This is a genomic window from Photorhabdus sp. S10-54 (genome assembly GCF_963878145.1).
In the GTDB taxonomy this organism is placed as follows: Bacteria; Pseudomonadota; Gammaproteobacteria; order Enterobacterales; family Enterobacteriaceae; genus Photorhabdus; species Photorhabdus kayaii.
The window spans coordinates 36,941-59,391 of record NZ_CAWNXG010000001.1; the positions used below are offsets into that span (position 1 = coordinate 36,941).

Sequence of the window (22,451 nt, forward strand, 5' to 3'; positions counted from 1 at the left end):
ATCTCATGAAATTCAGTGAACTCTGGTTACGCGAATGGGTAAATCCAGCCATTAGCAGTGAAACATTATCTGATCAAATTACCATGATAGGTCTGGAAGTTGATGGAGTTGAAGCCGTTGCCGGTCAATTTCATGGTGTGGTTGTCGGTGAAGTTGTTCAATGTGCTCAGCATCCAAATGCAGATAAGCTACGGGTAACAAAAGTGAATGTAGGCGGTGGACGACTGCTGGACATTGTTTGTGGTGCGCCAAATTGCCGCTTGGGGTTGAAAGTTGCAGTAGCAACCGTGGGTGCTGTATTACCGGGTGATTTCAAAATCAAGGCGGCAAAACTGCGAGGTGAGCCTTCTGAAGGGATGCTATGTTCTTTTTCTGAACTGGGTATTTCTGAGGATCACGACGGTATTATTGAATTGCCAATTGATGCTCCTTTAGGTGTTGATCTGCGTGAATATCTGAAGCTGGATGATAAGGTCATTGAAATTAGTGTTACGCCTAATCGCGCTGACTGCCTAAGTATTATAGGGGTTGCGCGTGATGTGGCGGTTGCTAATAAAATGCCACTATCTGAGCCACAAATTGAGGCAGTAAAACCGACAACAGATGCTATTTTCCCTATTCGTGTTGAAGCAACAGAAGCTTGTCCACGTTACCTGGGACGGGTAATTAAAAACATTAATGTGAAAGCGGCAACACCACAATGGATGCGTGAAAAATTACGTCGTGGTGGTATCCGTTCCATCGACCCGATTGTCGATGTGACTAACTATGTATTGCTTGAATTAGGCCAACCATTGCATGCGTTTGATTTGGAGCGCTTGAATGGCTCAATCACTGTGCGCATGGCGAAGCAGGATGAAAAATTGGTGCTGCTGGATGGTACAGAAGCCAATCTTTCTACTGATACCCTAGTTATTTCTGATGAAAAACAAGCTGTTGCAATGGCTGGTATTTTTGGCGGTGAACATTCAGGTGTGAATGAAGAAACGCAAAATATTTTACTTGAGTGCGCATTTTTTGCTCCTTTAGCGATTGCTGGCCGTGCTCGTCGTTATGGTTTACACACTGATGCTTCTCACCGTTATGAACGTGGAGTTGATCCTCAGTTACAACACAAAGCAATAGAGAGAACAACTCAATTGTTGATTGATATTTGTGGTGGTGAAGCCGGCCCGATTATTGATGTTACTGATGAATCTCAATTGCCTCAATCTGCGACAATCACATTGCGTCGTGAAAAACTGGATCGTTTGATTGGTCACTATATACCTGATGAACAGGTTGGTGACATCCTGACCCACTTAGGTTGCAAAGTCACTATTCAGGAAAATTGTTGGCAAGCGGTTGCACCAAGCTGGCGTTTTGATGTGGAGATTGAAGAAGATCTGGTGGAAGAGGTTGCCCGTATCTACGGTTACAACAATATTCCAGATGTACCGATGCACGCAGATCTTATCATGAAAAAACATCGTGAAGCGGATCTTTCCCTGCAACGTGTTAAAACGATGCTCGTTGATAGAGGTTATCAAGAAGCAATTACTTATAGCTTTGTTGATCCCAAAACTCAGGCACTGTTACATCCACAGCAACAAGCGTTGATGCTGCCTAACCCAATTTCAGCGGATATGTCAGCAATGCGTTTATCTCTGCTGACTGGTTTGTTAACAACGGTGGTATATAACCAGAACCGCCAGCAAAACCGTGTGCGCTTGTTTGAAACTGGCTTGTGTTTTGTTCCTGATGAAAATGCTGATCAGGATATTCGTCAGGAGCTGATGCTAGGGGGGGTTATTACAGGAAATCGCGTTGAAGAGCATTGGTCACTGGAAAAACAGTCCGTTGATTTCTTCGATATGAAAGGCGATTTGGAAGCCGTTCTAGAGTTAACTGGAAAATTATCTAAGATTTCTTTTAGAGCAGATGTAAATCCGGCGTTGCACCCAGGTCAAAGCGCCGGGATTTATTTGGAAAATGAATACATCGGATATATTGGTGTGGTTCACCCAGAATTGGAACGCAAACTTGACTTAAATGGCTGCACCGTGGTATTCGAAGTACTCTGGAACAAGCTGGCAAGCCGCGTGGTTCCTGATGCGAAAGAGATTTCACGTTTCCCGTCAAACCGTCGTGATATTGCGATCGTGGTGCCTGAAAATGTTGCTGTAGAAGATGTTTTGGCTGAATGCAAGAAAGTTGGCGTAAATCATATAGTTGGCATAAACTTGTTTGACGTGTATTGTGGTAAAGGTGTAGCAGAGGGTCATAAGAGCCTTGCTATAAGTTTTATCTTGCAGGATACCGCGCGTACACTGGAAGAAGAAGAGATTGCTGCGACGATTAATAAATGTGTTGCAGTGCTGAAACAGCGATTCCAAGCATCCTTGAGGGACTGAACTTATGGCGCTTACTAAAGCTGAAATGTCAGAAAATCTGTTTGAGAAACTGGGAATTAGCAAGCGTGATGCTAAAGATCTGGTTGAATTATTCTTTGAAGAAGTGCGTCGTTCTTTGGAGAATGGTGAGCAGGTAAAATTGTCTGGATTTGGCAACTTTGATTTACGGGATAAAAACCAACGTCCGGGACGTAACCCTAAGACTGGTGAGGACATTCCGATTACAGCTCGCCGAGTAGTGACATTCCGTCCTGGTCAGAAGTTAAAAAGCAGGGTTGAGAAAGCCACACCTAAAGAATAATCAAAAAGGCCGCATCAATAGCGGCCTTTTTCTTAAATGATCCTCCCTCATGAGCTTGATTTACCATGCAATCCACTCATTCCATCACTGAATTAGTGACTCGTCAGAAAAGACATGATTATCGTTTTCTGGCAATTCTCACGTGTTTATTTTTACTCGTTTTTTTTCTCTCGCTTTGTGCTGGGGAAAATTGGATCTGGCCTAATAAATGGTTTTCTGAAACAGGTCAATTGTTTGTGTGGCAGTTACGTTTTCCTCGTGTATTAGCTGTCGTTGCTGTAGGTGCGAGCCTGACTGTGGCGGGTGCAGTAATGCAGGCACTGTTTGAAAATCCGTTGGCGGAACCTGGGCTATTGGGGGTCAGTAATGGTGCTGGCGTGGTGGTGGTGTTTTTGGTGTTGATGTTTCATGGCATTGCGCCGTTCTGGTTATTAAGTATTGGCGCTGTGCTCGGTGCGCTGACCGTCACAATGATATTGCTGACCTTTTCAAGAAATCGTTATCTGAATAATGCCCGTTTGTTGTTGGTAGGGGTTGCTTTTGGTGTTGTCTCTGGTGCGTTAATGACCTGGATGGTTTATTTTAGTACTAGCCTGGACTTGCGTCAGCTAATGTATTGGATGATGGGGAGTTTCAGTGGAATAGACTGGCGGCAGCAATGGTTGGTAGTCGCTTTGTTTCCTTTGATTATTTGGTTGAGCAGACAAGGAAAAGTACTTAATTTTCTTTCACTGGGAGAAACACAGGCCCAACAGCTAGGTATCTCACTTTATTATTGGCGTAATTTATTTGTCTTTGCTGTTGGGTTGTTGGTAGGGTTAAGTGTTGCACTTGCTGGAACAATTAGCTTTATTGGTTTGGTTATTCCACATATTTTGCGTTTATGCGGCCTAACAGATTATAAAACTCTACTGCCTGCCTGTGTTCTATCCGGCGGTTATGGATTATTGCTGGCTGATCTGCTATCTCGTCTTAGCTTGAATAATGCAGAAGTACCGATTGGCGTTGTGACTGCAACATTGGGTGCGCCAGTCTTCATTTGGTTATTATTGAGGGTCAGAGACTGGAGTTAAAAAAGTGAATAATGTGCAAGTGACTAATCAGTTGATGGCTCTCAATCAGGTATCAGTACGAAACCGATTAATGCCGCTGACAGCGTTGGTACAACAAGGTGAACAGATACATATCATTGGGCCGAATGGTTCAGGAAAAAGTACACTATTGGCCTGTATGGCCGGTATTTTACCCTATAGTGGTGCAATTGATTTGCAACAAAAGTGCCTTAGTCAATATAGTCACTGCCAATTAGCACGCTACAGAGCATGGCTTAGCCAGCAAATTTCTTCTGTGCCAATAATGCCGGTTTTTCAATATTTGCGACTGCATTTAGCAGCCCATCTTGTTAATTGTGACGGTGTGTTGTCAGAACTCTGTTCCTTTTTTAAGTTGGGAAAGTTTCTAGAGACACCTGTAGGCAATCTATCTGGTGGTGAATGGCAAAGGGTGCGATTAACCGGAGTTTTTTTACAAGTCTGGCCATCAATCAATTCGGAAGGCAAATTATTGCTCTTGGATGAGCCTACGAATAATCTTGATATCACTCAGGTCGCGGCACTTGATCTGTTGATAAAGAAATTCTGTGAACTCGGAGGAACCGTAGTCATGAGTGGTCATGATCTCAATCATAGCTATGATAAAGCTGATCGGATCTGGTTGCTTGCTAATGGATCACTGGTTGCGAATGGAAAGCCGGATGAGGTAATGAAAGAAAATACGCTCTCCAGAGTTTTTGCCGCTGATATCAAATGTGTGCCAGAAAAGACAGATAAATATTGGCGGGTTTTTTTGCCTGAATTATAGTCCAGCCTTATGTACGTACCTGCCGTGAATCTATTGTAATTTCCACTTAATTTGCTAAATCATACCTGTGTTTACGATTCGTTCAAATATAGTCATCTAATATATCGTTATATTATGAATGAATTGGACTGTGTTTTATGGATAGTTTTCTTCCATTTTCTCGTCCTGCGATGGGTGATGAAGAAATTCAGGCAGTAGAGAAAGTTCTTCGTTCGGGGTGGATTACAACAGGCCCGCAAAATCATCAATTGGAACAGGACTTTTGCCGCATGTTTGGTTGCAAACATGCGGTTGCTTTGGCCTCGGCGACGGCGGGTATGCATCTGACACTAATGGCACTGGGAATTGGCCCTGGTGATGAAGTGATTACACCGTCTCAAACTTGGGTTTCCACAATAAATATGATCTGTTTGCTTGGTGCTGAACCAATCATGATTGATGTTGATCGTCATACTTTAATGGTTGACGCGCAGACAGTGAAAAAGGCGATTACTTCCAGAACCAAAGCGATTATTCCGGTTCACTATGCCGGTGCGCCTTGTGATTTAGATATATTGCGTGGAATTGCTCAGGAGGCGGGTATTCCATTGATTGAAGACGCTGCTCATGCATTAGGAACCCGTTATAAGAATGAATGGATTGGTGAGCATGGCACCGCGATTTTCTCTTTTCATGCCATAAAAAATGCCACTTGTGCAGAAGGGGGGTTAATTGCTACTGATAACAATGAACTTGTTGAACGAATTCGATGTCTAAAGTTTCATGGATTGGGTATTGATGCTTTTGATCGTCAGATTCAAGGCAGGAGACCACAGGCGGAAGTTGTAGAACCGGGTTACAAATATAATTTATCTGATATTCACGCTGCGATTGCTGTCGTGCAATTAAGTAAATTGGAATCAATGAATATTCGCCGCCGGCAAATTGTCGCTCGTTATTCAGCGGCATTAAAAGATTCGCCTTTGCAGATGTTAAGTGTGCCCGATTATGAGCATATTCATGCACATCATCTATTTATGGTGCGGGTTAATAAGGATGTTTGTGGCATTGATCGCGACACATTAATGGAACGTTTGAAAAATAAGAATATTGGCACAGGTTTGCATTTCAGAGCTGCACATACACAAAAATATTATCGGGATCGGTATCCGCAGTTGTCATTACCTGAATCAGAATGGAATTCAGTAACACTCTGTTCATTGCCACTCTTTCCTGATATGAGTGATGATGATGTAGAGCGTGTCATTGATGCTTTACAAGAAATTATTTCGGAGCACAGATAAGTGTCATTTGAACAAATTAAAAAAGTTTCTGTTGTTATTCCAATTTATAACGAAGAAGAAAGTTTGCCTCTTTTATTGGAAAGAACCTTAGCAACCTGTAAACAATTGACTCAGGAATATGAGCTTATTCTGGTTGATGATGGTAGTAGTGATAAATCTGCGGAAATTCTGATTCAGGCCGCGGAACAACCTGAAAATCATATTATCGCAATTTTACTTAATCGTAATTATGGTCAGCATTCAGCAATTATGGCGGGGTTTAATCAGGTCAATGGCGATTTAGTTATTACGCTTGATGCTGATTTACAGAATCCGCCAGAAGAGATCCCCCGTCTTGTTAAAACAGCTGAACAAGGTTATGACGTTGTGGGTACTCGCCGAGCTAATCGGCAGGATTCTCTGTTCCGTAAAACAGCTTCAAAAATCATCAATGCGATGATTACTAAGGCAACAGGCCGTTCTATGGGTGATTATGGCTGTATGCTCCGTGCCTATCGTCGCCATATTGTTGAAGCCATGTTGCAGTGCCATGAGCGCAGCACCTTTATTCCTATTCTGGCAAACACTTTTGCCCGTAAAACCATTGAGATTGATGTCGCTCATGCAGAGCGTGAATTTGGTGATTCCAAATATAGTTTCATGAAGCTGATTAATCTGATGTATGACTTGCTAACCTGCCTGACAACAGCACCTTTGCGTTTACTGAGTGTGGTAGGAAGTGTGATTGCAGTTTCTGGTTTTTTGCTGGCTGTATTATTGATGGTTTTACGTCTGATTTTCGGTGCCATATGGGCAGCAGAAGGGGTATTTACTCTGTTTGCTCTCCTTTTCATATTTATTGGCGCGCAGTTCGTCGCGATGGGCTTATTAGGTGAATACATAGGCCGTATCTATAACGATGTTCGTGCACGCCCACGTTATTTTATTCAAAAAGTGGTCGGAGATAAAAAGACCAACGACAACCAGGAAGAGTACTAAATGAAAGCAATTGTATTTGCCTATCATGATATCGGCTGTGTCGGGATCAATGCTTTAACTAAAGCGGGTTTTGATATTCAGGCGGTATTTACCCATACAGATGATCCTAATGAAAACCATTTTTTCTCTTCTGTTGCCCGTTTAAGTGCAGATTTGGCCCTGCCGGTTTTTGCGCCAGAGAATGTTAACCATCCTCTTTGGATTGAACGTATCCGGGAACTGAAACCTGATGTGATTTTCTCTTTTTATTACCGAGATATGTTGAGTGAAGATATTTTATCGCTGGCGAGCACAGGTGCATTCAATCTGCACGGTTCACTGTTGCCAAAATACCGTGGCCGTGCCCCGATTAACTGGGCGATTTTGAATGGTGAAGTGGAAACAGGTGTAACCCTGCATAAAATGGTGTTGAAACCTGATGCAGGGGATATTATTGCTCAGCATAAGGTTGCTATTGCAGAGACAGATACCGCGTTGACTTTGCACGGTAAAATTCGTGAAGCAGCGGAAAAACTGCTTAATCAAGTATTACCGCAGATCAAAGCGGGAATTTATCCTGCCATACCTCAAGATGAAAGTCAGGCAACTTACTTTGGGCGTCGTACTGCCGCGGATGGTGAGATTGACTGGCGCAAATCAGCCACTGAAATTAACAATCTTGTCAGGGCAGTAACTGAGCCATATCCTGGGGCATTTACTTTCTTAGGTGAGCGTAAGATTACTATCTGGCGTGCCTGCCCGTTGAATGAGGCGCATGACAAACAGCCGGGAACAGTATTATCGGTAGATCCGTTAATTATTGCCTGTGGAAAAGGTACGTTAGAAATTATCAATGGGCAAAGTGAATCGGGTTTGTATGTTCAGGGCTATCGCTTGGCAGTAGATATGAGCATGGTGACTGATATCCGTGTTGGCCCAAAGGCAACCACTCAAATTAACCACCGGAAATGTGTATTAATTCTCGGTGTGAATGGCTTCATCGGTAATCATCTAACAGAACGTCTATTACGTGATGGCAACTATGATATTTATGGTATGGATATCGGTTCTTCCGCCATTGAGCGTTTTATTGGTAATCCGCGTTTTCACTTCATTGAAGGTGATATCAATATCCATACTGAATGGATTGAATATCACATTAAAAAGTGTGATGTCGTTTTGCCATTGGTAGCCATTGCGACTCCAATTGAATATACCCGTAATCCGTTGCGTGTATTTGAATTGGATTTTGAAGAGAATCTAAAGATTGTCCGTTATTGCGTTAAATACAATAAACGAATTATATTCCCGTCCACATCAGAAGTTTATGGAATGTGTGATGATAAAGAATTTGATGAAGATGACTCTCGTCTGATTGTTGGTCCAATCAATAAACAACGTTGGATCTATTCTGTATCAAAACAATTGCTGGATCGTGTTATCTGGGCATATGGTGAGAAAGAGGGGTTCAAATTCACACTATTTCGTCCATTTAACTGGATGGGGCCACGTTTGGATAATTTGAACTCCGCACGTATTGGCAGTTCCAGAGCGATCACACAATTAATATTGAACTTAGTTGAAGGCTCACCGATCAAACTAGTAGATGGTGGCGAACAGAAACGCTGTTTTACTGATATTAATGATGGTATTGAGGCGCTGTTCCGTATTATTGAAAACCGAGATGGGCTATGTGACGGTCAAATTATCAATATTGGTAATCCAACTAATGAAGCCAGTATTCGCCAATTGGCAGAAATATTACTTGATAGCTTTGAAAACCATGAATTGAGAGATCATTTTCCTCCGTTTGCTGGATTTAAAAAGATTGAAAGTGGCAGTTACTACGGTAAAGGTTATCAGGATGTTGAACACCGTAAGCCAAGTATTAAAAATGCGGAGCGGTTACTAGGTTGGAAACCAACCATTGACATGAAACAGACGATAAATGAAACACTGGATTTCTTCTTGCGTGGTGAAGTGGAAGAATTAGGGAAAAATTAATGAAACAAATTGGCTTGAGAGTTGATGTGGATACTTATCGAGGAACCGTTGAAGGAGTACCGAAACTGCTCAAAATTTTGGCAAAACATCAGATTCAGGCCAGTTTTTTCTTTAGTGTTGGGCCGGATAATATGGGGCGCCATTTGTGGCGTCTTTTACGGCCAAAATTCTTATGGAAAATGTTGAGGTCAAATGCAGCATCTCTGTATGGTCTTGATATTTTACTGGCGGGGACTGCATGGCCGGGTAAGAAGATTGCTAAAGATTTAGGCTACTTGATGAAACAAACGCTGAATGCAGGCCATGAAGTGGGTCTGCATGCCTGGGATCATCAGCGTTGGCAGGCGAAAGTTGGCCGTTGGTCTGAAGCTCAGTTAACAGAGCAGGTTAAATTGGGAGTGGATGCATTGGTTCAGGCAATCGGCCAACGGGTAACGTGTTCTGCTGTTGCGGGTTGGCGGGCTGATGAACGCGTACTCGCGGTAAAGCAACAGTTTGGTTTTGACTACAACAGCGATTGTCGGGGAACTCATCCATTCAGACCCATCTTGCCTGATGGTACTCTTGGTACCGTACAAATTCCGGTGACGTTGCCAACTTATGACGAAGTGATAGGAATTCAGGTTAAAGATGAAGATTTTAACCAGTTTATCTTTGATAAAATGAAAAACAGCCAGGGAGTTCCGGTATATACCATCCATACGGAAGTTGAAGGGATGTCCAAGTCCACAGAATTTGCAACGCTGTTGGAAATGGTTCATCAGGAAAACATACAATTTTGTGCATTGAGTCATCTGCTGCCTGAAAATATACAGCGACTTCCTGTTGGGAGAATTGTTCGTTCTGAATTTCCCGGTAGAGAAGGGTGGTTAGGATGCCAACAAGAGGCTTAACTTATCTATGTTAAATAACCGGGCGTGTAAGGTTGGGGCCTTTTTGATGGCTCTTTTTTTTATCCTTACCTATTTATTACCCCTGAATGGCCGCCTATTATGGCAGCCTGATGAAACCCGTTATGCAGAAATCAGTCGTGAAATGCTGCAACGAGGAGACTGGATTGTTCCGTATTTGCTGGATATTCGTTATTTTGAAAAGCCTGTAGCGGGTTATTGGATTAATAATATTAGCCAATGGATTTTTGGTGATAATAATTTTGCTGTCCGTTTTGGATCGGTTTTCTGTATTTTTATCAGCGCAATTTTATTATATCGACTTGCTATGATGATGTGGCATAACCGGCATATTGCTTTTGCTACTAGCCTTATCTACATCTCAATGTTTCTGGTATTTGCCATTGGCACTTATAGCGTACTCGATCCGATGTTTTCTTTGTGGGTAACGGCTGCCATGATGTGTAGCTTCTGGGGGGTAAAAACAGACTGTACCAGACGGCGAATAATGGCATATTTGGTGCTCGGTTTGTGCTGTGGTATGGGTTTTATGACTAAAGGGTTTCTGGCATTGGCTGTTCCGGTCATTGTGATGTTGCCCATTGTCATTTATCAGAAGCGGGTCCTGCAAATAGTCTGCTTTGGCCCACTTGCCATTATTTCGGCGATAGCAATCAGTTTACCGTGGGTGATTGCAATTGCCCTACGTGAGCCTGATTACTGGCACTATTTCTTCTGGGTTGAACATATTAAGCGTTTTTCTTCCGATGATGCACAGCATATTGCACCGTTCTGGTATTACATACCCATTCTTATTCTTGGTGTGATCCCGTGGTTGGGATTATTACCTGGGGCGGTGATGAAAAGTTGGAAAGAAAGAAAATCCAATCCTGAAATGTTTTTTCTACTTTGCTGGTTTGTCGTGCCATTGTTATTTTTCAGTATTGCGAAGGGAAAATTGCCAACTTATATCCTGCCCTGTATGGCGCCATTGGCAATGATGATGGCTAAATTTGGTGTCGATTGCGTTAAAAATGGCAAGATGGAGTTACTTAAGATCAATGGAATGGTTAACGTATTTCTTGGTCTGCTGGCGGTAATAGTTCTGTTTGCTATGGAAGTAGTGACAAAACACTCTTTATATCAGCCATCAGAATGGCTTAAATGGGTTTTAGCGATTGTTGCTTTTGGTATTTGGGGAATTATCGGTTATCTGTGTTTTGCGTTGAATGGGAAATACTGGTTATGGGCGGCATTTTGCTCCATTGTTGTCAGTTTAGTGATAGGTAATGCTTTGCCTGAAAATACCGTTAATTCCAAATTACCGCAGAACTTTATTAAGTTACACCATCAGGAACTTGCAGACAGTCGCTATATCCTGTCGGAAAGTGTTGGTCTTGCGACCAGTGTCGCTTGGGAGATGAAGCGTAGTGATATTTATATGTTTGAACGTTGGGGAGAGCTGGAATATGGGTTGAATTATCCAGATAGCCAATATCGATATATCAGCTATAAAGATTTTCCGCAATGGTTAGCGAAAGCGCGTAAAGAAGGGCGGGTATCAGTACTCTTTCATTTATATAAAAATGAAAAATTACCTGATTTGCCAAAGGCAGATCAAATTAGTCGCAATTATCGCTTTGCTATTTTGGTTTATGAGAAGCGACCATGATAAGTTTCACTTTATTGTTGCTGATTAGCTTACTGACATGTGCTGGTCAGTTATGTCAGAAACAGGCTGTGATGTGTTGGCGCAGTGATGTTTATCAGCGGGCATCTGCGCTGAAATGGTTAATAGGGGCTGTGATTCTATTGGCTGTTGGCATGTTATTTTGGCTTCGTCTATTGCAGATATTGCCGTTAGGAATTGCTTATCCAATGTTGAGTATAAATTTTATTCTGGTCACTTTGGCGGGGAAATTTTTCTATCAGGAAAAAGCGGGCATAAAACATTGGAGTGGGGTTGTGTTTATCATGTTGGGAATTTTGCTGATGAGTTTGAATGAATGAAAGGTTATATTTGGGGATTGGTTAGTGTATTACTGGTGACAATAGCCCAGTTATTACTGAAATGGGGTGTTGTCAATTTGCCCGCGTTGAATCTTGGTTTGCATTGGTTTGATATTGAGTGGCTATGGAGTCATCACCATTCTCTGGTGGCGGTAATGGCTGGTCTGGCTGGATATCTATTATCTATGTTGTGTTGGTTATTTACGCTAAAATATTTACCATTAAATAAAGCCTATCCGTTAATAAGCTTAAGTTATGTCTTTGTCTATTTAATGGTGGCTTTATTGCCTTGGTTTAATGAAACCATCACATTATTGAAAACTGCGGGCGTGATTTTTATTTTATATGGTGTCTGGTTGATTAGCCGTCCAGAATGAAGAAGGGAAAAACTATTTAACTGTTTTACTTAAAGTACAGACTTGTTTTTTTATTGAGTTCCGGATAGAGTCACCTTGTTTTGCTGATTTTATGAGGAGGGGTTAATGATAATAAGAATAAAAGAGTTACTCTTATTGTTCAGTCTGTTACTTATTGGCTGTTCCAGTCATGCCCCCAGGACTCCGGCTCCGGTGTTAAAGACGGCGCTTTCTGATCCAATCATGGTGATTGCTCAGCTTAAGGAGCAGCTTAATCAATGGCGTGGTACACCATATCATTATGGTGGAATGGATCGTCGGGGGGTAGATTGTTCTGGTTTTGTTTACCGTACTTTCAGTGATCGGTTTGATATTCAATTACCTCGTACTACCGGTGGGCAAATAAAATTAGGGACTCGCATTGATAAAAGCGATTTAATGCCGGGTGATTTGGTCTTTTTCAAAACAGCTAGTGGCGAACATGGGTTACATGTTGGCATTTATGATGCCAATAACCAGTTTATTCATGCATCAACCCATAAAGGTGTTACTCGTTCATCTATGAATAATGTTTACTGGAAAAAAGCTTTTTGGCAAGCTCGGAGAATTTAAGTCCGCTTTTATCCGCGAATTGTAAAAATTATTCTTATTAAGATAGCAGTTTTATTTAAATCTCAGCAATTAATATCAGTAATTTTAATTTTATTAATTGAATTTTAACCATCGATAATAATAATGATTTTATGATAGTAAATAAAATCATTATTGTATTTAACTTGATCAGGGAATACTTGATTTTAATTTAAGGTATATTTATTTAAAAAGGTTAAAAATAAACAACCAGTCCCTTAATATACAAGGAGCTGGTTAGGATATCTATTATATACCCGTTATCTTTCAAGTTGCCTCTTTGTTGGCTGCACTCGCTCACTCCGGTCACATAGTTTGCTATGCTCCCGGGGATTCACTCCCTTGCCGTCGCGATGCATTTTGAAATCTATAGGGTATAGTATTGTTTCGTTATTTCTATTGTGGCACTATTAGAACTTTTAGTAATATTTTTTTGTATGAATTGTTGGATTAAAATATTTATTGTCTTATGGTTATATCTTTAAATGTATTATTTTCATATTTTCATATTTTCATATTTTCATATTTTCATATTTTCAATAAGTTTTATGTTCAAAAATAAAATACCATCAATGCTAGCTATGTGCTTGATGCAATCAATAATGTTATCGCTGATGATCCCCAATACCGAACGTTGATTGATGCCCGGAATTCGCCCGACTATACCGGAAAGGTGACTGAATTTGGTGTTTTTCTGCCTGATAGTATTCATTATGATGGCAAAACCCAGACATGGTTTGCCCAACAGGAGTGGAAATTGATTTTATCTGGTTATAAAGGGGTTGAACTACCATAGGATTAACCATCCGAGAGATATTAAGATGGCGGCTGAGGCCGCTATTTTGATATTTGGCAAGAATAATACAGTGCTGAGTATTCTTGTATGCCTTTTCGGCATAAAGGCATACATATTATAAGCGTCTATTTTATATGCCATAATGGCATCCTGTTTATATGGACTAAAAATGCAGATGAGATCGTGACTATTAATACAACAGAATGCAAAGAGACCCATTTAGTTACAAGAACCTCCACAGAGATTCAGGAAATCATCCAGCAATTTTCTTAAATCCTACCAATATTCAAAGCAAATCAGAATTGCCGCCCATAATGCTGGCGGCAATCTTTAGCGAGTTATTGAAGTGTTATTGCCAACTGACAGTAATTTCTCCGGTTTGACCTGCTATCGGCATAACGTTACCGTTTCCAACCTTTAAGGCGAAAAGGAACTGTTGTGCCGGGCTTCTCTGATTAAATTTGTCTGTCGACATTCTTCGTGTGCGTGATATGTCTATGCAATTGTTGGTGTTTCCCTGACAAAGATGAACCGATAAATTTTGAGGCCATCCAACAACATTCCAAGTCCAAGATACATTGGTAATTTTTCCTGTTGCAGGAGGAGAACCGACAATAGGAACGTTAACAGTTTCTAAGAAATTTTTAGAATATAGTGTGGGCAAAACAACTGAAGAGTGATAGCTGCCACTTGCCGCAGGTACTGTTTGTGAAAACATGGCTAACAATAGAGCACTACCAATGCCAAAGATTTTTTTTAATTTCATAGCCATTACCCCAATATCTAATAATTTTCTATTGCGAGAACTTAGATATACATTTTGATCTCGCGCCCTGTATTTCCTGAATTTTTATAAAAGCATGTACGCAATGCCAAAGTAGGCAGGAGTAATTTGGGTGGATTAACACCAAAAAGCAATGGGGAATTTGAATTTATGTTAAGTTAATCTAATATATTTTGCTGTTCGATGCTTTTGCCAGTCACTTAGACCGTAATCTTTTACAACAGGATTTTCCCATGATATAAAATCGGCTAAACAATCAAGTGGAGTCAGTGATACGTTTAATGGATGTCAAAAACGATGAATAAATTAGACATGACAATCACAACTTCTCCATGTCAGGAAGCCCTGATTTACATGGAAAATGTTTGTCGATCTTATCGTATGGGGGAAAAATATTACCCAGTACTTGATGAGATATCATTCACCATCATGTGCGGACAAAGTTGTGCGATTGTCGGCGCTTCCGGCTCGGGTAAAAGTACTCTACTCAATATTCTTGGTTTACTGGATCAACCCTCTTCTGGATATTTTCAGTTTAGGGACGTTAATATAACAAATGTTACTCCTAATGAGCGGGCGAAAATAAGAAATCAGGAAATTGGTTTCGTGTTTCAGAGTTTTAATTTACTTCCCAGAATGCAGGCGTTGGATAATGTGGCGCTACCATTATTATATCGTGGATATTCTCGTTCTCTAGCTCGGCAGGAAGCGAAATACCAGCTTGAGTTGGTTGGTCTGGCTGGGCGTATTTACCATCGTCCGGCTGATCTTTCCGGGGGACAGCGGCAACGTGTTGCCATTGCCAGAGCCTTGGTTGGTAAGCCTTCTCTGATTCTGGCAGATGAGCCGACAGGCAATCTCGATAGTGCGACGGCACGAGATATCATGGCACTTCTTCTGTCGTTGAACCGCGAGCAAGGCGTTACGCTTGTCATGGTTACGCATGATGAAGCCATAGCCAAAAATATGCAGCGCTGTCTATATGTTAACAACGGGCGGCTTTCCGAAACCGATCTGTGGTTGGATAGCCTCGATGCTTAATGTAAATTCTGGTCGCTACGGTTTTTCCTTCACGCAAGCACTGCGAGAATCACTGGGTAGCCTGCGTCTGCTAGGAAGGCGCTCCTTGCTTGCTTTACTTGGTATTGCAGTCGGATGTGCTTCGGTTATTGCACTTTTAAACATCGGTCATAACGCTGTTAATGAAGCTATCAGCACTTTTAAAAGTATGGGAAGCAATATTTTGGTTGCTCATTTTGCTTTCATTCCCGGCGTTGATGTCAAACCCGCGCCATCTACGCTGGATACTCAGGCGCTGACTCGTACAATACCGACTATCACACATGCTGCGCCCATCACGTTACATTCGACTCGTGTACGCTTTCACGGGAAAGGAATCGATACGAATATTACCGGTACATCCTCTGATCTGGCTGCGGTGTTGGATTTACAAATCGAGCAAGGACGTTTTCTATCGGACTATGATCGCCAAACGACCTATGCTGTGCTTGGAGCGGATATTGCCAAACAATTAAAAGTAGCCAATCAACCTATTCGAATAGGCAGTCAATTGCAAATTGGGGAATATCTGTTTGAAGTGATAGGAATTCTCGCTGCTCAGGGGCCGAACCCTTTACTCCCCGGCTCTATTGATCATTCCATCATATTGCCCATTGAAGCAATGCGACGGTTGCGGCCTGCGCCAGAAATTGGGAGCGTCATTGCCAGAGTACGTGACACAACAACGTTAAGCAGTGACGCGGTGTCGTTACGTGACTACCTTGTCTCATTATCAAAAGGTCGTCGTGTCGAAGTTGAAATCCCGAAACAATTGCTTGATGGATTGACGCGTCAGGCAAGAACATTTTCCTATTTGCTCGCGGGCTTAGGGGGAATTTCGTTGCTGGTGGGAGGAGTGGGCGTGATGAATGTCATGCTGATGAATGTTTCGGAACGCAGGCGTGAAATTGGTGTTCGTATGGCTTTGGGAGCTCGGCCTGTTGATATTGGTATGCTGTTTATGTTGGAGGCTGCCATTCTGTCCATTGCCGGTGCAATGGTTGGTTCATTGCTGGGGGTTGCGGCAGGGTACCTATTTGTAAAATTTTCGGGCTGGGTATTTACGTTATCCCTATTCTCTTTGCCTCTGGGTATCGCTAGTTCATTAGTGATTGGTCTGTTTTTCGGTATCAATCCGGCATTAGCGGCTGCCAGATTACAACCTGTAGAGGCACTTCGTGATGATTAGCCGAGTTTTTCAACGTGCTATTGGCATTATCATTGCCCTGATAATAGATGCATCCGTCAAACCAGCGTTAGCGGAGCCGTTGAATCCATCACAGGCAACCATGCCTGCAACGGATACAATTTCGCTTAATCAGCAAACTATTGGTCTGACACTCAGCGATGCAATCTATTTAGGGTTACGAAACAATCGTTCGATTCGCAGTGCTTATCTGGATCGAATTGCACAGAAATTCGATTTACGCGTTGCTGAAGATCGTTTTACGCCCAAGTTACTGATTAATAGCCGTTATATTGCCGCTCGTAATCAAAGCGATCGCTATCGCCAAAGCGAGATTACACCCACATCTACGCTGCTTGGAGAATATGGTACTCGTTTCAGTCTGTCTTGGACGAATCGGACGACATGGGCAGACAATGCAGGCCGTAGCCGTAATGATGGTGTTTCATTCTCAGTTATTCAGCCTTTGTTGCGTGGTGCCGGTAAAGATGTGGCTACAGCACCTGTGCGTCTTGCTCAATTAATGGAACAGACAAATCGTTTGAACCTAAAAGCGACGGTATCCCAGACTATCACGCAAGTTATTATGGCTTATCGTGAATTGTTGCGTGCTCAAGAACAATTACAAATCGCACGTGATGCTCTTGAACGTTCGCGTCAATTGCTGGAAGTTAACAAAGCCATGATCTCCGCAGGCAGAATGGCTGCTTTTGAGATTGTCCAGACAGAGGCTGATGTTGCAATGCAGGAACTGTCTGCGGAGGAAGCAGCTAATCAATTGGATACCAGTCGTTTAGAATTGCTGCGATTGCTCGCCTTAGACTTACAAACTCAGGTGAAGGCGACTGATAGATTGGAAGCTAAACGCGTAGACATTAACTTGCTCCAAGCCCAACATTTGGCACAAGAGCAACAGCCATCGTATCTCACGCAATTGATTACCGCGGAGCAGGCTGCAATTAACCTGACCGTTGCCCGTAACGAACGCTTATGGGATGTCTCTTTAGTGGGTAGTGCCAGTCAAGTACGTGATCGAACAGGGTCAAACCGTTCCCGTAATTGGGAAAATTACGCCGGTGTTCAGGTAGAGATACCCATTGGTGATTTGAGTCAGCGTCAGGCGGAAGTACGGGCGCGGGTTGATGTTCAGAACCAGGATATTCGTCTTGCTGAGGCAAAACAGTCACTGGAACGTAATGTGGGTAATGCGGTACGCGATATTGGTACGCGTTGGCGTCAATATGAGATCGCACAGCGTGCCAGGGATCTATCCCTGCGCAAGTTAGAAATTGAACGTGAAAAATTGACGGTGGGCCGCTCCAGTAACTTTCAAGTCTTGAGCTTTGAAACCGATTTGCGTAATGCAGAGAATGTTCGTCTCAATGCGTTGATCACCTACTTAAATGCACAAGCGGAGTTGGACGAAACATTGGGTACTACGTTAGGGAGTTGGGATATTGCACTTAACGACTAAGATCAGAGAACTTGCCCGTTCCAAATATAAGACTCGTTGGCTCGTGACACTTGCTGTTGCATTAGTCATTGGGGCTACCATTGCTTATGTTTTCCTTTCTTCTTCAACTGATACATCATCACCACAACAGTGGGTACATGTTGAACCTCAACGACTGGAAAATCGTCTTGGATTAGTTGGCCGTATTCAGGCTGCAACCAGTTTGACGATCGCAGCGCCATTTGATGGTGTTATTGCTGAAGTGATGGTTACTGAAGGCCAGCGCGTTAAGCGTGGGCAACCGCTGTTGAGCCTTGATACGACGCAGTTGGATATTCAACTGCGGCAAGCGCTCACAGAACTGTTGAAAGCCCAGAAAACCGTACAAGATTTGATAGGGTGGGAAAACAGTCCGGATGTCGCTAGGGTACGTAGAACTTTAACGAATGCCCAGTTAAGTTTGAGCGATACCGAACGTAAGCTAATTGATACCCGGGCTTTGTTCGAGCGTGGCATTGTTCCCCGTATGGAGGTTGATACACTGGAACAGCAGGTCAGAGTTCAACAGCTCGATCTTGCCGCCGCTAAAGTGGAACTGAGTGTTGCCCTCGATAAAGGCACAGGGGAGAATCGCCAGATTGCTGATATGGAATTAGCTAATGCCCAATCGCGTTATCAGGCGCTTCAGGCCCAGCAAGCCCAACGTGAATTGATTTCTCCTTTTGATGGCATTGTTATTCGTCCCCAGATACCGGAATCAGATAAAGGGGTATTTATTCAAAAGGGGACGCGTGTCACTCAGGGAACGCCTCTGTTAGGGGTAATCAATTTGGAGCAAATTCAGGCGGTAGCGCGTATTGAAGAGGCTGACCTTTATCAGGTGTATGAAGGAATGCCGGTTGAGATCACCGGTGATGGTTTTGCTGGGCTATCTCTACGAGGGCAAATTAAGACAATTGGTGTACAAGGAAGTTCAAAGGAGATGCAGGGAGCGGGTGTAACCTATGATCTATTAGTGGCTATTGATCCTCTCACTCCCGAACAGCGGCAGCGTATCCGGCTGAGTATGAGTGCGAAACTGGCTATTGTCACCTATCGCAATGAACGTGGATTGGCCTTGCCAGCCGAGGCATTACATACCGGCCCAGATGGACGAACTTTCGTCACTTATCGCCGTGAATTAAACGCACAAACCCAGCAGATTGTCGTGACACCGGGGCAGGCCGTTCCTCAAGGTGTGGAGGTGATCGGGTTGGAGGCAGGCTATGTTGAAGTTCCTGCGCGGAAGTAACTGACTTAACTTCATTGATCTTTTGCGACACCCTCGCATTGGGCGAGGGTTTACAGCAGTTTTTTCTAATTTTGGGGCAATATCTCACCGTGAAAATTCATATATTGGAAGTTCATTTGCCACAATATTTAAATTTTTCGAGTTTGCGATTACATTCGAAAATAGCGCCAAATCAGATGCCACATGTTCAATATCATTTACTGCAACCAATTTGCTGTTATATATGAAGCGGAAATTTCCTTTATTTTGATCAATCTGTAATGTCATTATTTCTCCGACAATTGCGTACTCCTGCATAGCATCTTTGTTCGTTAGATCTTCACTGTAACCGGAGATGATGGAAATACCAATCGGCCACGGGCGATTGGTATGTAACAGATTGATTGCACGCAATACAGGTTGTCTGGTGACCATATCGCGGGGATAAACCCTATGTTGTTCAAGCAATTGTTGTTCAGACGATATTGAATTTAAAATCTCTGTAAGACGTTGTTGTAAATTGATATGGACCTCCATTGGGACGATCATGGCGAAAAAGGAGGTCCATTTTGAAGAATGAACAACATCTCCTGCTTGCGCCCATCCGACTTGAAATTGAGTATCATTTGATGTGTGAGCCAAATAGATAAACCAAGCGCATATAATATGTTGAACGAGCTCAGTTGAAATAAGAGAGCTATGATTGAGTACTGTTTTCCATTCAGACACATGCCAATCCGGTATTTTATCTATCGTTGCCCGCAATTTAAAAGGCAGCATTGGTGTTGAAAAACGCTCTAGTCTTTTTTGCCAAAATAGCTCTTGTTCGGTAAGTTGTTCATGTATATCTGTTAACGTCTTAATATCTGATCTTTCAATTGTGGGGAGTTGATCACCAATTTCAAGTTTGCATTGATTGGCTAAGGTGAGAGCATTTATTGGGTTGCCACGGCTATTAACAAACGAAATACGTATATCTTCACTACTTGTGGTCATTAGCCAATGGTCCTCGCTAATACCCAACAATGTACCTGGTTTATGATCGGAACGTGTATACATCACCTGTAATGTACCTATCGATACCAGGCGATCTCTCAGCAGAACTTTAGGTAATGTTAGTGGATTAGGATAGTAAACTCCGAAAGTTAAAGATCTGACCAAAGATGACAATTCCTGAGCTTTTTTATTCCACAATAGACAACCCGCAGCGTCTGGGCGGCGACGTCTTGAGAAAAAACTGCGGTTATCGGGATCTTGCTGTCGGCGGGGTATGTCACCGTTCTCTAGGTTGTTTAATAGTTCGGTAAATCCTTCGGCTGCGGCCTGATAACATTTAAGATTCAGTGAAAGTGCGGTGTCGGTATTTTTAATATCAACATGACGCTGCACAATAATATCGCCACTATCGACCATAGATCCGATTAAATGCCAGGTAATAGCATACCGAGACTCACCGGCAAGGATAGCCCAAGAAGTGGCATGGGTGCCGGCATAGCGTGGCAGAGGAGCGTCGTGGTAGTTGAAAGCACCTCGGGAGAACTGATTGATTAATAGAGCAGGGAGAATAACTGGATTGACTATGGAAAAAAGCCAGCATATTGACTGAGTTTTGGAGAGCGTCAGGAGATCTTCTAGTGCTTCAACACAGTGTATATTTTGAGAAGTTGCCCATTCGGAAAACAGAGATTCTGTGGGAAAAATAGCCACAATTATGTACCCGGCCGCTTGAAGTTGTTGGGTACAACGTATCGCAAGTGTTGTACCACCGATGACGACACAAGACCGAGTTTCTCCAGTGGAGTGGTTTACAATTTTGCACTTTTCAACTTCTAGTGTGTTATTGGTTAGTATGTTATCGGTGCTATTTTTTTTCTCTTGCGTTGAAGATGTGAATTCGCCGGGCATGTTATCCCCTTTATTGTTATTGAGTGAAGGGTTTGTTTGAGAGTAAGTAAAGTTCATAGGCTTAATTGCCTTGAACTGCATTTAAACACAGACAAACCCCGATATTGCTCACTTACCTTTGATTCCTTTATGAGGGAAGCCATAGTTGCCTGAATTCCAGACGATCAACAAAGCTAGCACTAACAGAACAAGTAAGGTCCACGGGAACGAGCTGGCGCCAAGTGTTTCAAGTAATATCCCGCCAATAATGCCCCCGGCTGCAATGGCTAAATTCCATAAGGTAACAAGAATCGACTGAGCAACGTCTGCACCTTCCCCGGCAGATTCGGCCAATGCAGTTTGAAGTAGGGCGGCGGCACCGCCGAAGGTTAGCCCCCATAAGATCACGGCAAGAAAAACAAAGACAGGAAGAGTACCGATAACACCAAGTATGAGAGAGGCGAATGTAAATAGGGCAAGACTTATCAGCACCAACGAACGTAACATTTTGTCAATTAACAGCCCTGTCATCCATATTCCAAGCAACGACGCCATACCAAAGGCTAGCAACACAAGATCAATTCTGGCAGTAAGCCCCGCCTGTGTCACAAAAGGCAATACATAGGTATAAAGAATACTGTGCGCCAGTACCCAACAAATAAGAACGCTTAATACCGGCCGTACTCCCGGAATAATGATAACTTTTTTGATTGGTATACGTTTTTCGGCAGCACGTCCTGGGTAGTCAGGGACTTTCAACATGACCCATGCGATGACGACCAATGTTAGAATAGACATCAAACCAAAAGTTGTACGCCAGCCAACAATTCCACCAATGAATGTTCCTAATGGCACGCCAAGGGAGAGTGCCAGTGGTGCCCCGACACCAGCTACAGCCAATGCACGTCCTTTTAAATGATCAGGTACCATCCGTCGCGCATAGCCGACCAACATTCCCCAGATTAAGCCGCCTGCCATACCTGAAAGAAGTCTGGCCGCAAGTGCCACTATATAGTTAGATGTTAACGCGGTGAGCGTATTAAAGACTAATAAACCCGTAAGTGCCATCAAGAGTAATCGGCGACGGCGCCAACCTTGTGTTGCTGTCGTCAGTGGAATCGCTGCGACAAGTGAGCCAATTGCGTAGAGTGTAACGAATTGACCAGCTAATGCTTCGGAAACGGCCAAGCTGTTACTTATTTGGGATAGAATGCCCGCCGGGAATGTTTCTGTGAGAAGCGCAAGGAATCCCGTCATTGCTAACGCGAGTAGAGCAACGAGAGGAAAGTTGGTACTGCCCGCATGAGTGGCAGTTTTTTCTTTAATCATGGAACC

General features: G+C 42.9%; 20 protein-coding genes. 17 read left to right on the top strand and 3 right to left on the bottom strand.

What is annotated here, in order from left to right; translation table 11 throughout:
• Positions 1-5: 5 nt before the first annotated feature.
• The 13 genes from pheT (at position 6) to AACQ83_RS00275 (ending at position 13,480) form a co-directional block, all read left to right on the top strand.
• Entirely contained in the window at positions 6-2,393 is a 2,388-nt protein-coding gene (gene pheT, locus AACQ83_RS00215) for a phenylalanine--tRNA ligase subunit beta (protein WP_112875727.1), read from the top strand.
• A 4-nt stretch (positions 2,394-2,397) separates the two neighbouring features.
• Positions 2,398-2,694 carry an integration host factor subunit alpha gene (ihfA, locus tag AACQ83_RS00220; RefSeq protein ID WP_011146885.1) on the top strand — a complete coding sequence of 99 codons (297 nt, stop codon included), beginning with the start codon at positions 2,398-2,400 and terminating at the stop codon, positions 2,692-2,694.
• Between the two features lie 65 nt (positions 2,695-2,759).
• Positions 2,760-3,767, top strand: coding sequence for a vitamin B12 ABC transporter permease BtuC (btuC, locus tag AACQ83_RS00225; RefSeq protein WP_112875728.1), 1,008 nt, complete (start codon positions 2,760-2,762; stop codon positions 3,765-3,767).
• A gap of 34 nt (positions 3,768-3,801) precedes the next feature.
• A complete protein-coding gene (gene btuD, locus AACQ83_RS00230) occupies positions 3,802-4,554 on the top strand; it encodes a vitamin B12 ABC transporter ATP-binding protein BtuD (protein ID WP_112875901.1) in 753 nt (250 codons plus the stop codon).
• 137 nt (positions 4,555-4,691) lie between these two features.
• Positions 4,692-5,837, top strand: a complete 1,146-nt coding sequence (gene arnB, locus AACQ83_RS00235) for a UDP-4-amino-4-deoxy-L-arabinose aminotransferase (RefSeq protein ID WP_112875729.1) — start codon at positions 4,692-4,694, stop codon at positions 5,835-5,837.
• Positions 5,838-6,815 (top strand): undecaprenyl-phosphate 4-deoxy-4-formamido-L-arabinose transferase, encoded by a 978-nt coding sequence (gene arnC / locus AACQ83_RS00240; RefSeq protein WP_112875730.1) that lies wholly within the window; start codon positions 5,838-5,840, stop codon positions 6,813-6,815.
• The gene (gene arnA / locus AACQ83_RS00245) at positions 6,816-8,798 is read left to right on the top strand and encodes a bifunctional UDP-4-amino-4-deoxy-L-arabinose formyltransferase/UDP-glucuronic acid oxidase ArnA (RefSeq protein WP_112875731.1); all 1,983 of its coding nucleotides are present in this window, start codon (positions 6,816-6,818) and stop codon (positions 8,796-8,798) included. It begins immediately after the preceding gene.
• Entirely contained in the window at positions 8,798-9,691 is an 894-nt protein-coding gene (gene arnD, locus AACQ83_RS00250) for a 4-deoxy-4-formamido-L-arabinose-phosphoundecaprenol deformylase (RefSeq protein WP_112875732.1), read from the top strand. The genes arnA and arnD overlap by 1 nt, the downstream gene beginning before the upstream one ends.
• 7 nt (positions 9,692-9,698) lie before the next feature.
• On the top strand, positions 9,699-11,360 hold the full coding sequence (gene arnT, locus AACQ83_RS00255) for a lipid IV(A) 4-amino-4-deoxy-L-arabinosyltransferase (protein ID WP_112875733.1): 1,662 nt from the start codon (positions 9,699-9,701) through the stop codon (positions 11,358-11,360).
• Positions 11,357-11,698 (top strand): 4-amino-4-deoxy-L-arabinose-phosphoundecaprenol flippase subunit ArnE, encoded by a 342-nt coding sequence (gene arnE / locus AACQ83_RS00260; RefSeq protein WP_112875734.1) that lies wholly within the window; start codon positions 11,357-11,359, stop codon positions 11,696-11,698. Before arnT ends, arnE begins: the two co-directional genes overlap by 4 nt.
• On the top strand, positions 11,695-12,075 hold the full coding sequence (gene arnF / locus AACQ83_RS00265; RefSeq protein ID WP_112875735.1) for a 4-amino-4-deoxy-L-arabinose-phosphoundecaprenol flippase subunit ArnF: 381 nt from the start codon (positions 11,695-11,697) through the stop codon (positions 12,073-12,075). The genes arnE and arnF overlap by 4 nt, the downstream gene beginning before the upstream one ends.
• Positions 12,076-12,180: 105 nt before the next feature.
• Complete coding sequence (locus AACQ83_RS00270) at positions 12,181-12,666, top strand: C40 family peptidase (RefSeq protein ID WP_112875736.1); 486 nt, start codon at positions 12,181-12,183, stop codon at positions 12,664-12,666.
• A gap of 601 nt (positions 12,667-13,267) precedes the next feature.
• Positions 13,268-13,480, top strand: coding sequence for a hypothetical protein (locus tag AACQ83_RS00275; protein WP_240000661.1), 213 nt, complete (start codon positions 13,268-13,270; stop codon positions 13,478-13,480).
• A 349-nt stretch (positions 13,481-13,829) separates the two neighbouring features.
• On the opposite strand, the gene AACQ83_RS00280 is transcribed toward AACQ83_RS00275, so the two are convergent.
• Positions 13,830-14,246, bottom strand: coding sequence for a flagellar protein FlhE (locus tag AACQ83_RS00280; RefSeq protein ID WP_240000662.1), 417 nt, complete (start codon positions 14,244-14,246; stop codon positions 13,830-13,832).
• Between the two features lie 315 nt (positions 14,247-14,561).
• Between AACQ83_RS00280 and AACQ83_RS00285 the strand changes: the two genes are divergently transcribed.
• From AACQ83_RS00285 to AACQ83_RS00300, 4 genes are read left to right on the top strand one after another with little or no spacing between them, the layout of a single operon-like run.
• Positions 14,562-15,305 carry an ABC transporter ATP-binding protein gene (locus AACQ83_RS00285; RefSeq protein ID WP_240000663.1) on the top strand — a complete coding sequence of 248 codons (744 nt, stop codon included), beginning with the start codon at positions 14,562-14,564 and terminating at the stop codon, positions 15,303-15,305.
• Positions 15,298-16,512, top strand: a complete 1,215-nt coding sequence (locus tag AACQ83_RS00290) for an ABC transporter permease (protein ID WP_112875738.1) — start codon at positions 15,298-15,300, stop codon at positions 16,510-16,512. Before AACQ83_RS00285 ends, AACQ83_RS00290 begins: the two co-directional genes overlap by 8 nt.
• Positions 16,505-17,983, top strand: a complete 1,479-nt coding sequence (locus tag AACQ83_RS00295; protein WP_112875739.1) for a TolC family protein — start codon at positions 16,505-16,507, stop codon at positions 17,981-17,983. The genes AACQ83_RS00290 and AACQ83_RS00295 overlap by 8 nt, the downstream gene beginning before the upstream one ends.
• Positions 17,967-19,253, top strand: a complete 1,287-nt coding sequence (locus AACQ83_RS00300; protein ID WP_112875740.1) for an efflux RND transporter periplasmic adaptor subunit — start codon at positions 17,967-17,969, stop codon at positions 19,251-19,253. The genes AACQ83_RS00295 and AACQ83_RS00300 overlap by 17 nt, the downstream gene beginning before the upstream one ends.
• 84 nt (positions 19,254-19,337) lie before the next feature.
• Here the strand turns inward: AACQ83_RS00300 and AACQ83_RS00305 are convergent, their stop codons facing one another.
• Together AACQ83_RS00305 and AACQ83_RS00310 are read right to left on the bottom strand one after the other, a co-directional pair.
• On the bottom strand, positions 19,338-21,137 hold the full coding sequence (locus AACQ83_RS00305; RefSeq protein ID WP_158537743.1) for a formyltransferase family protein: 1,800 nt from the start codon (positions 21,135-21,137) through the stop codon (positions 19,338-19,340).
• Between the two features lie 108 nt (positions 21,138-21,245).
• Positions 21,246-22,445 carry an MFS transporter gene (locus AACQ83_RS00310; RefSeq protein WP_112875742.1) on the bottom strand — a complete coding sequence of 400 codons (1,200 nt, stop codon included), beginning with the start codon at positions 22,443-22,445 and terminating at the stop codon, positions 21,246-21,248.
• Between the last annotated feature and the right edge of the window lie 6 nt (positions 22,446-22,451).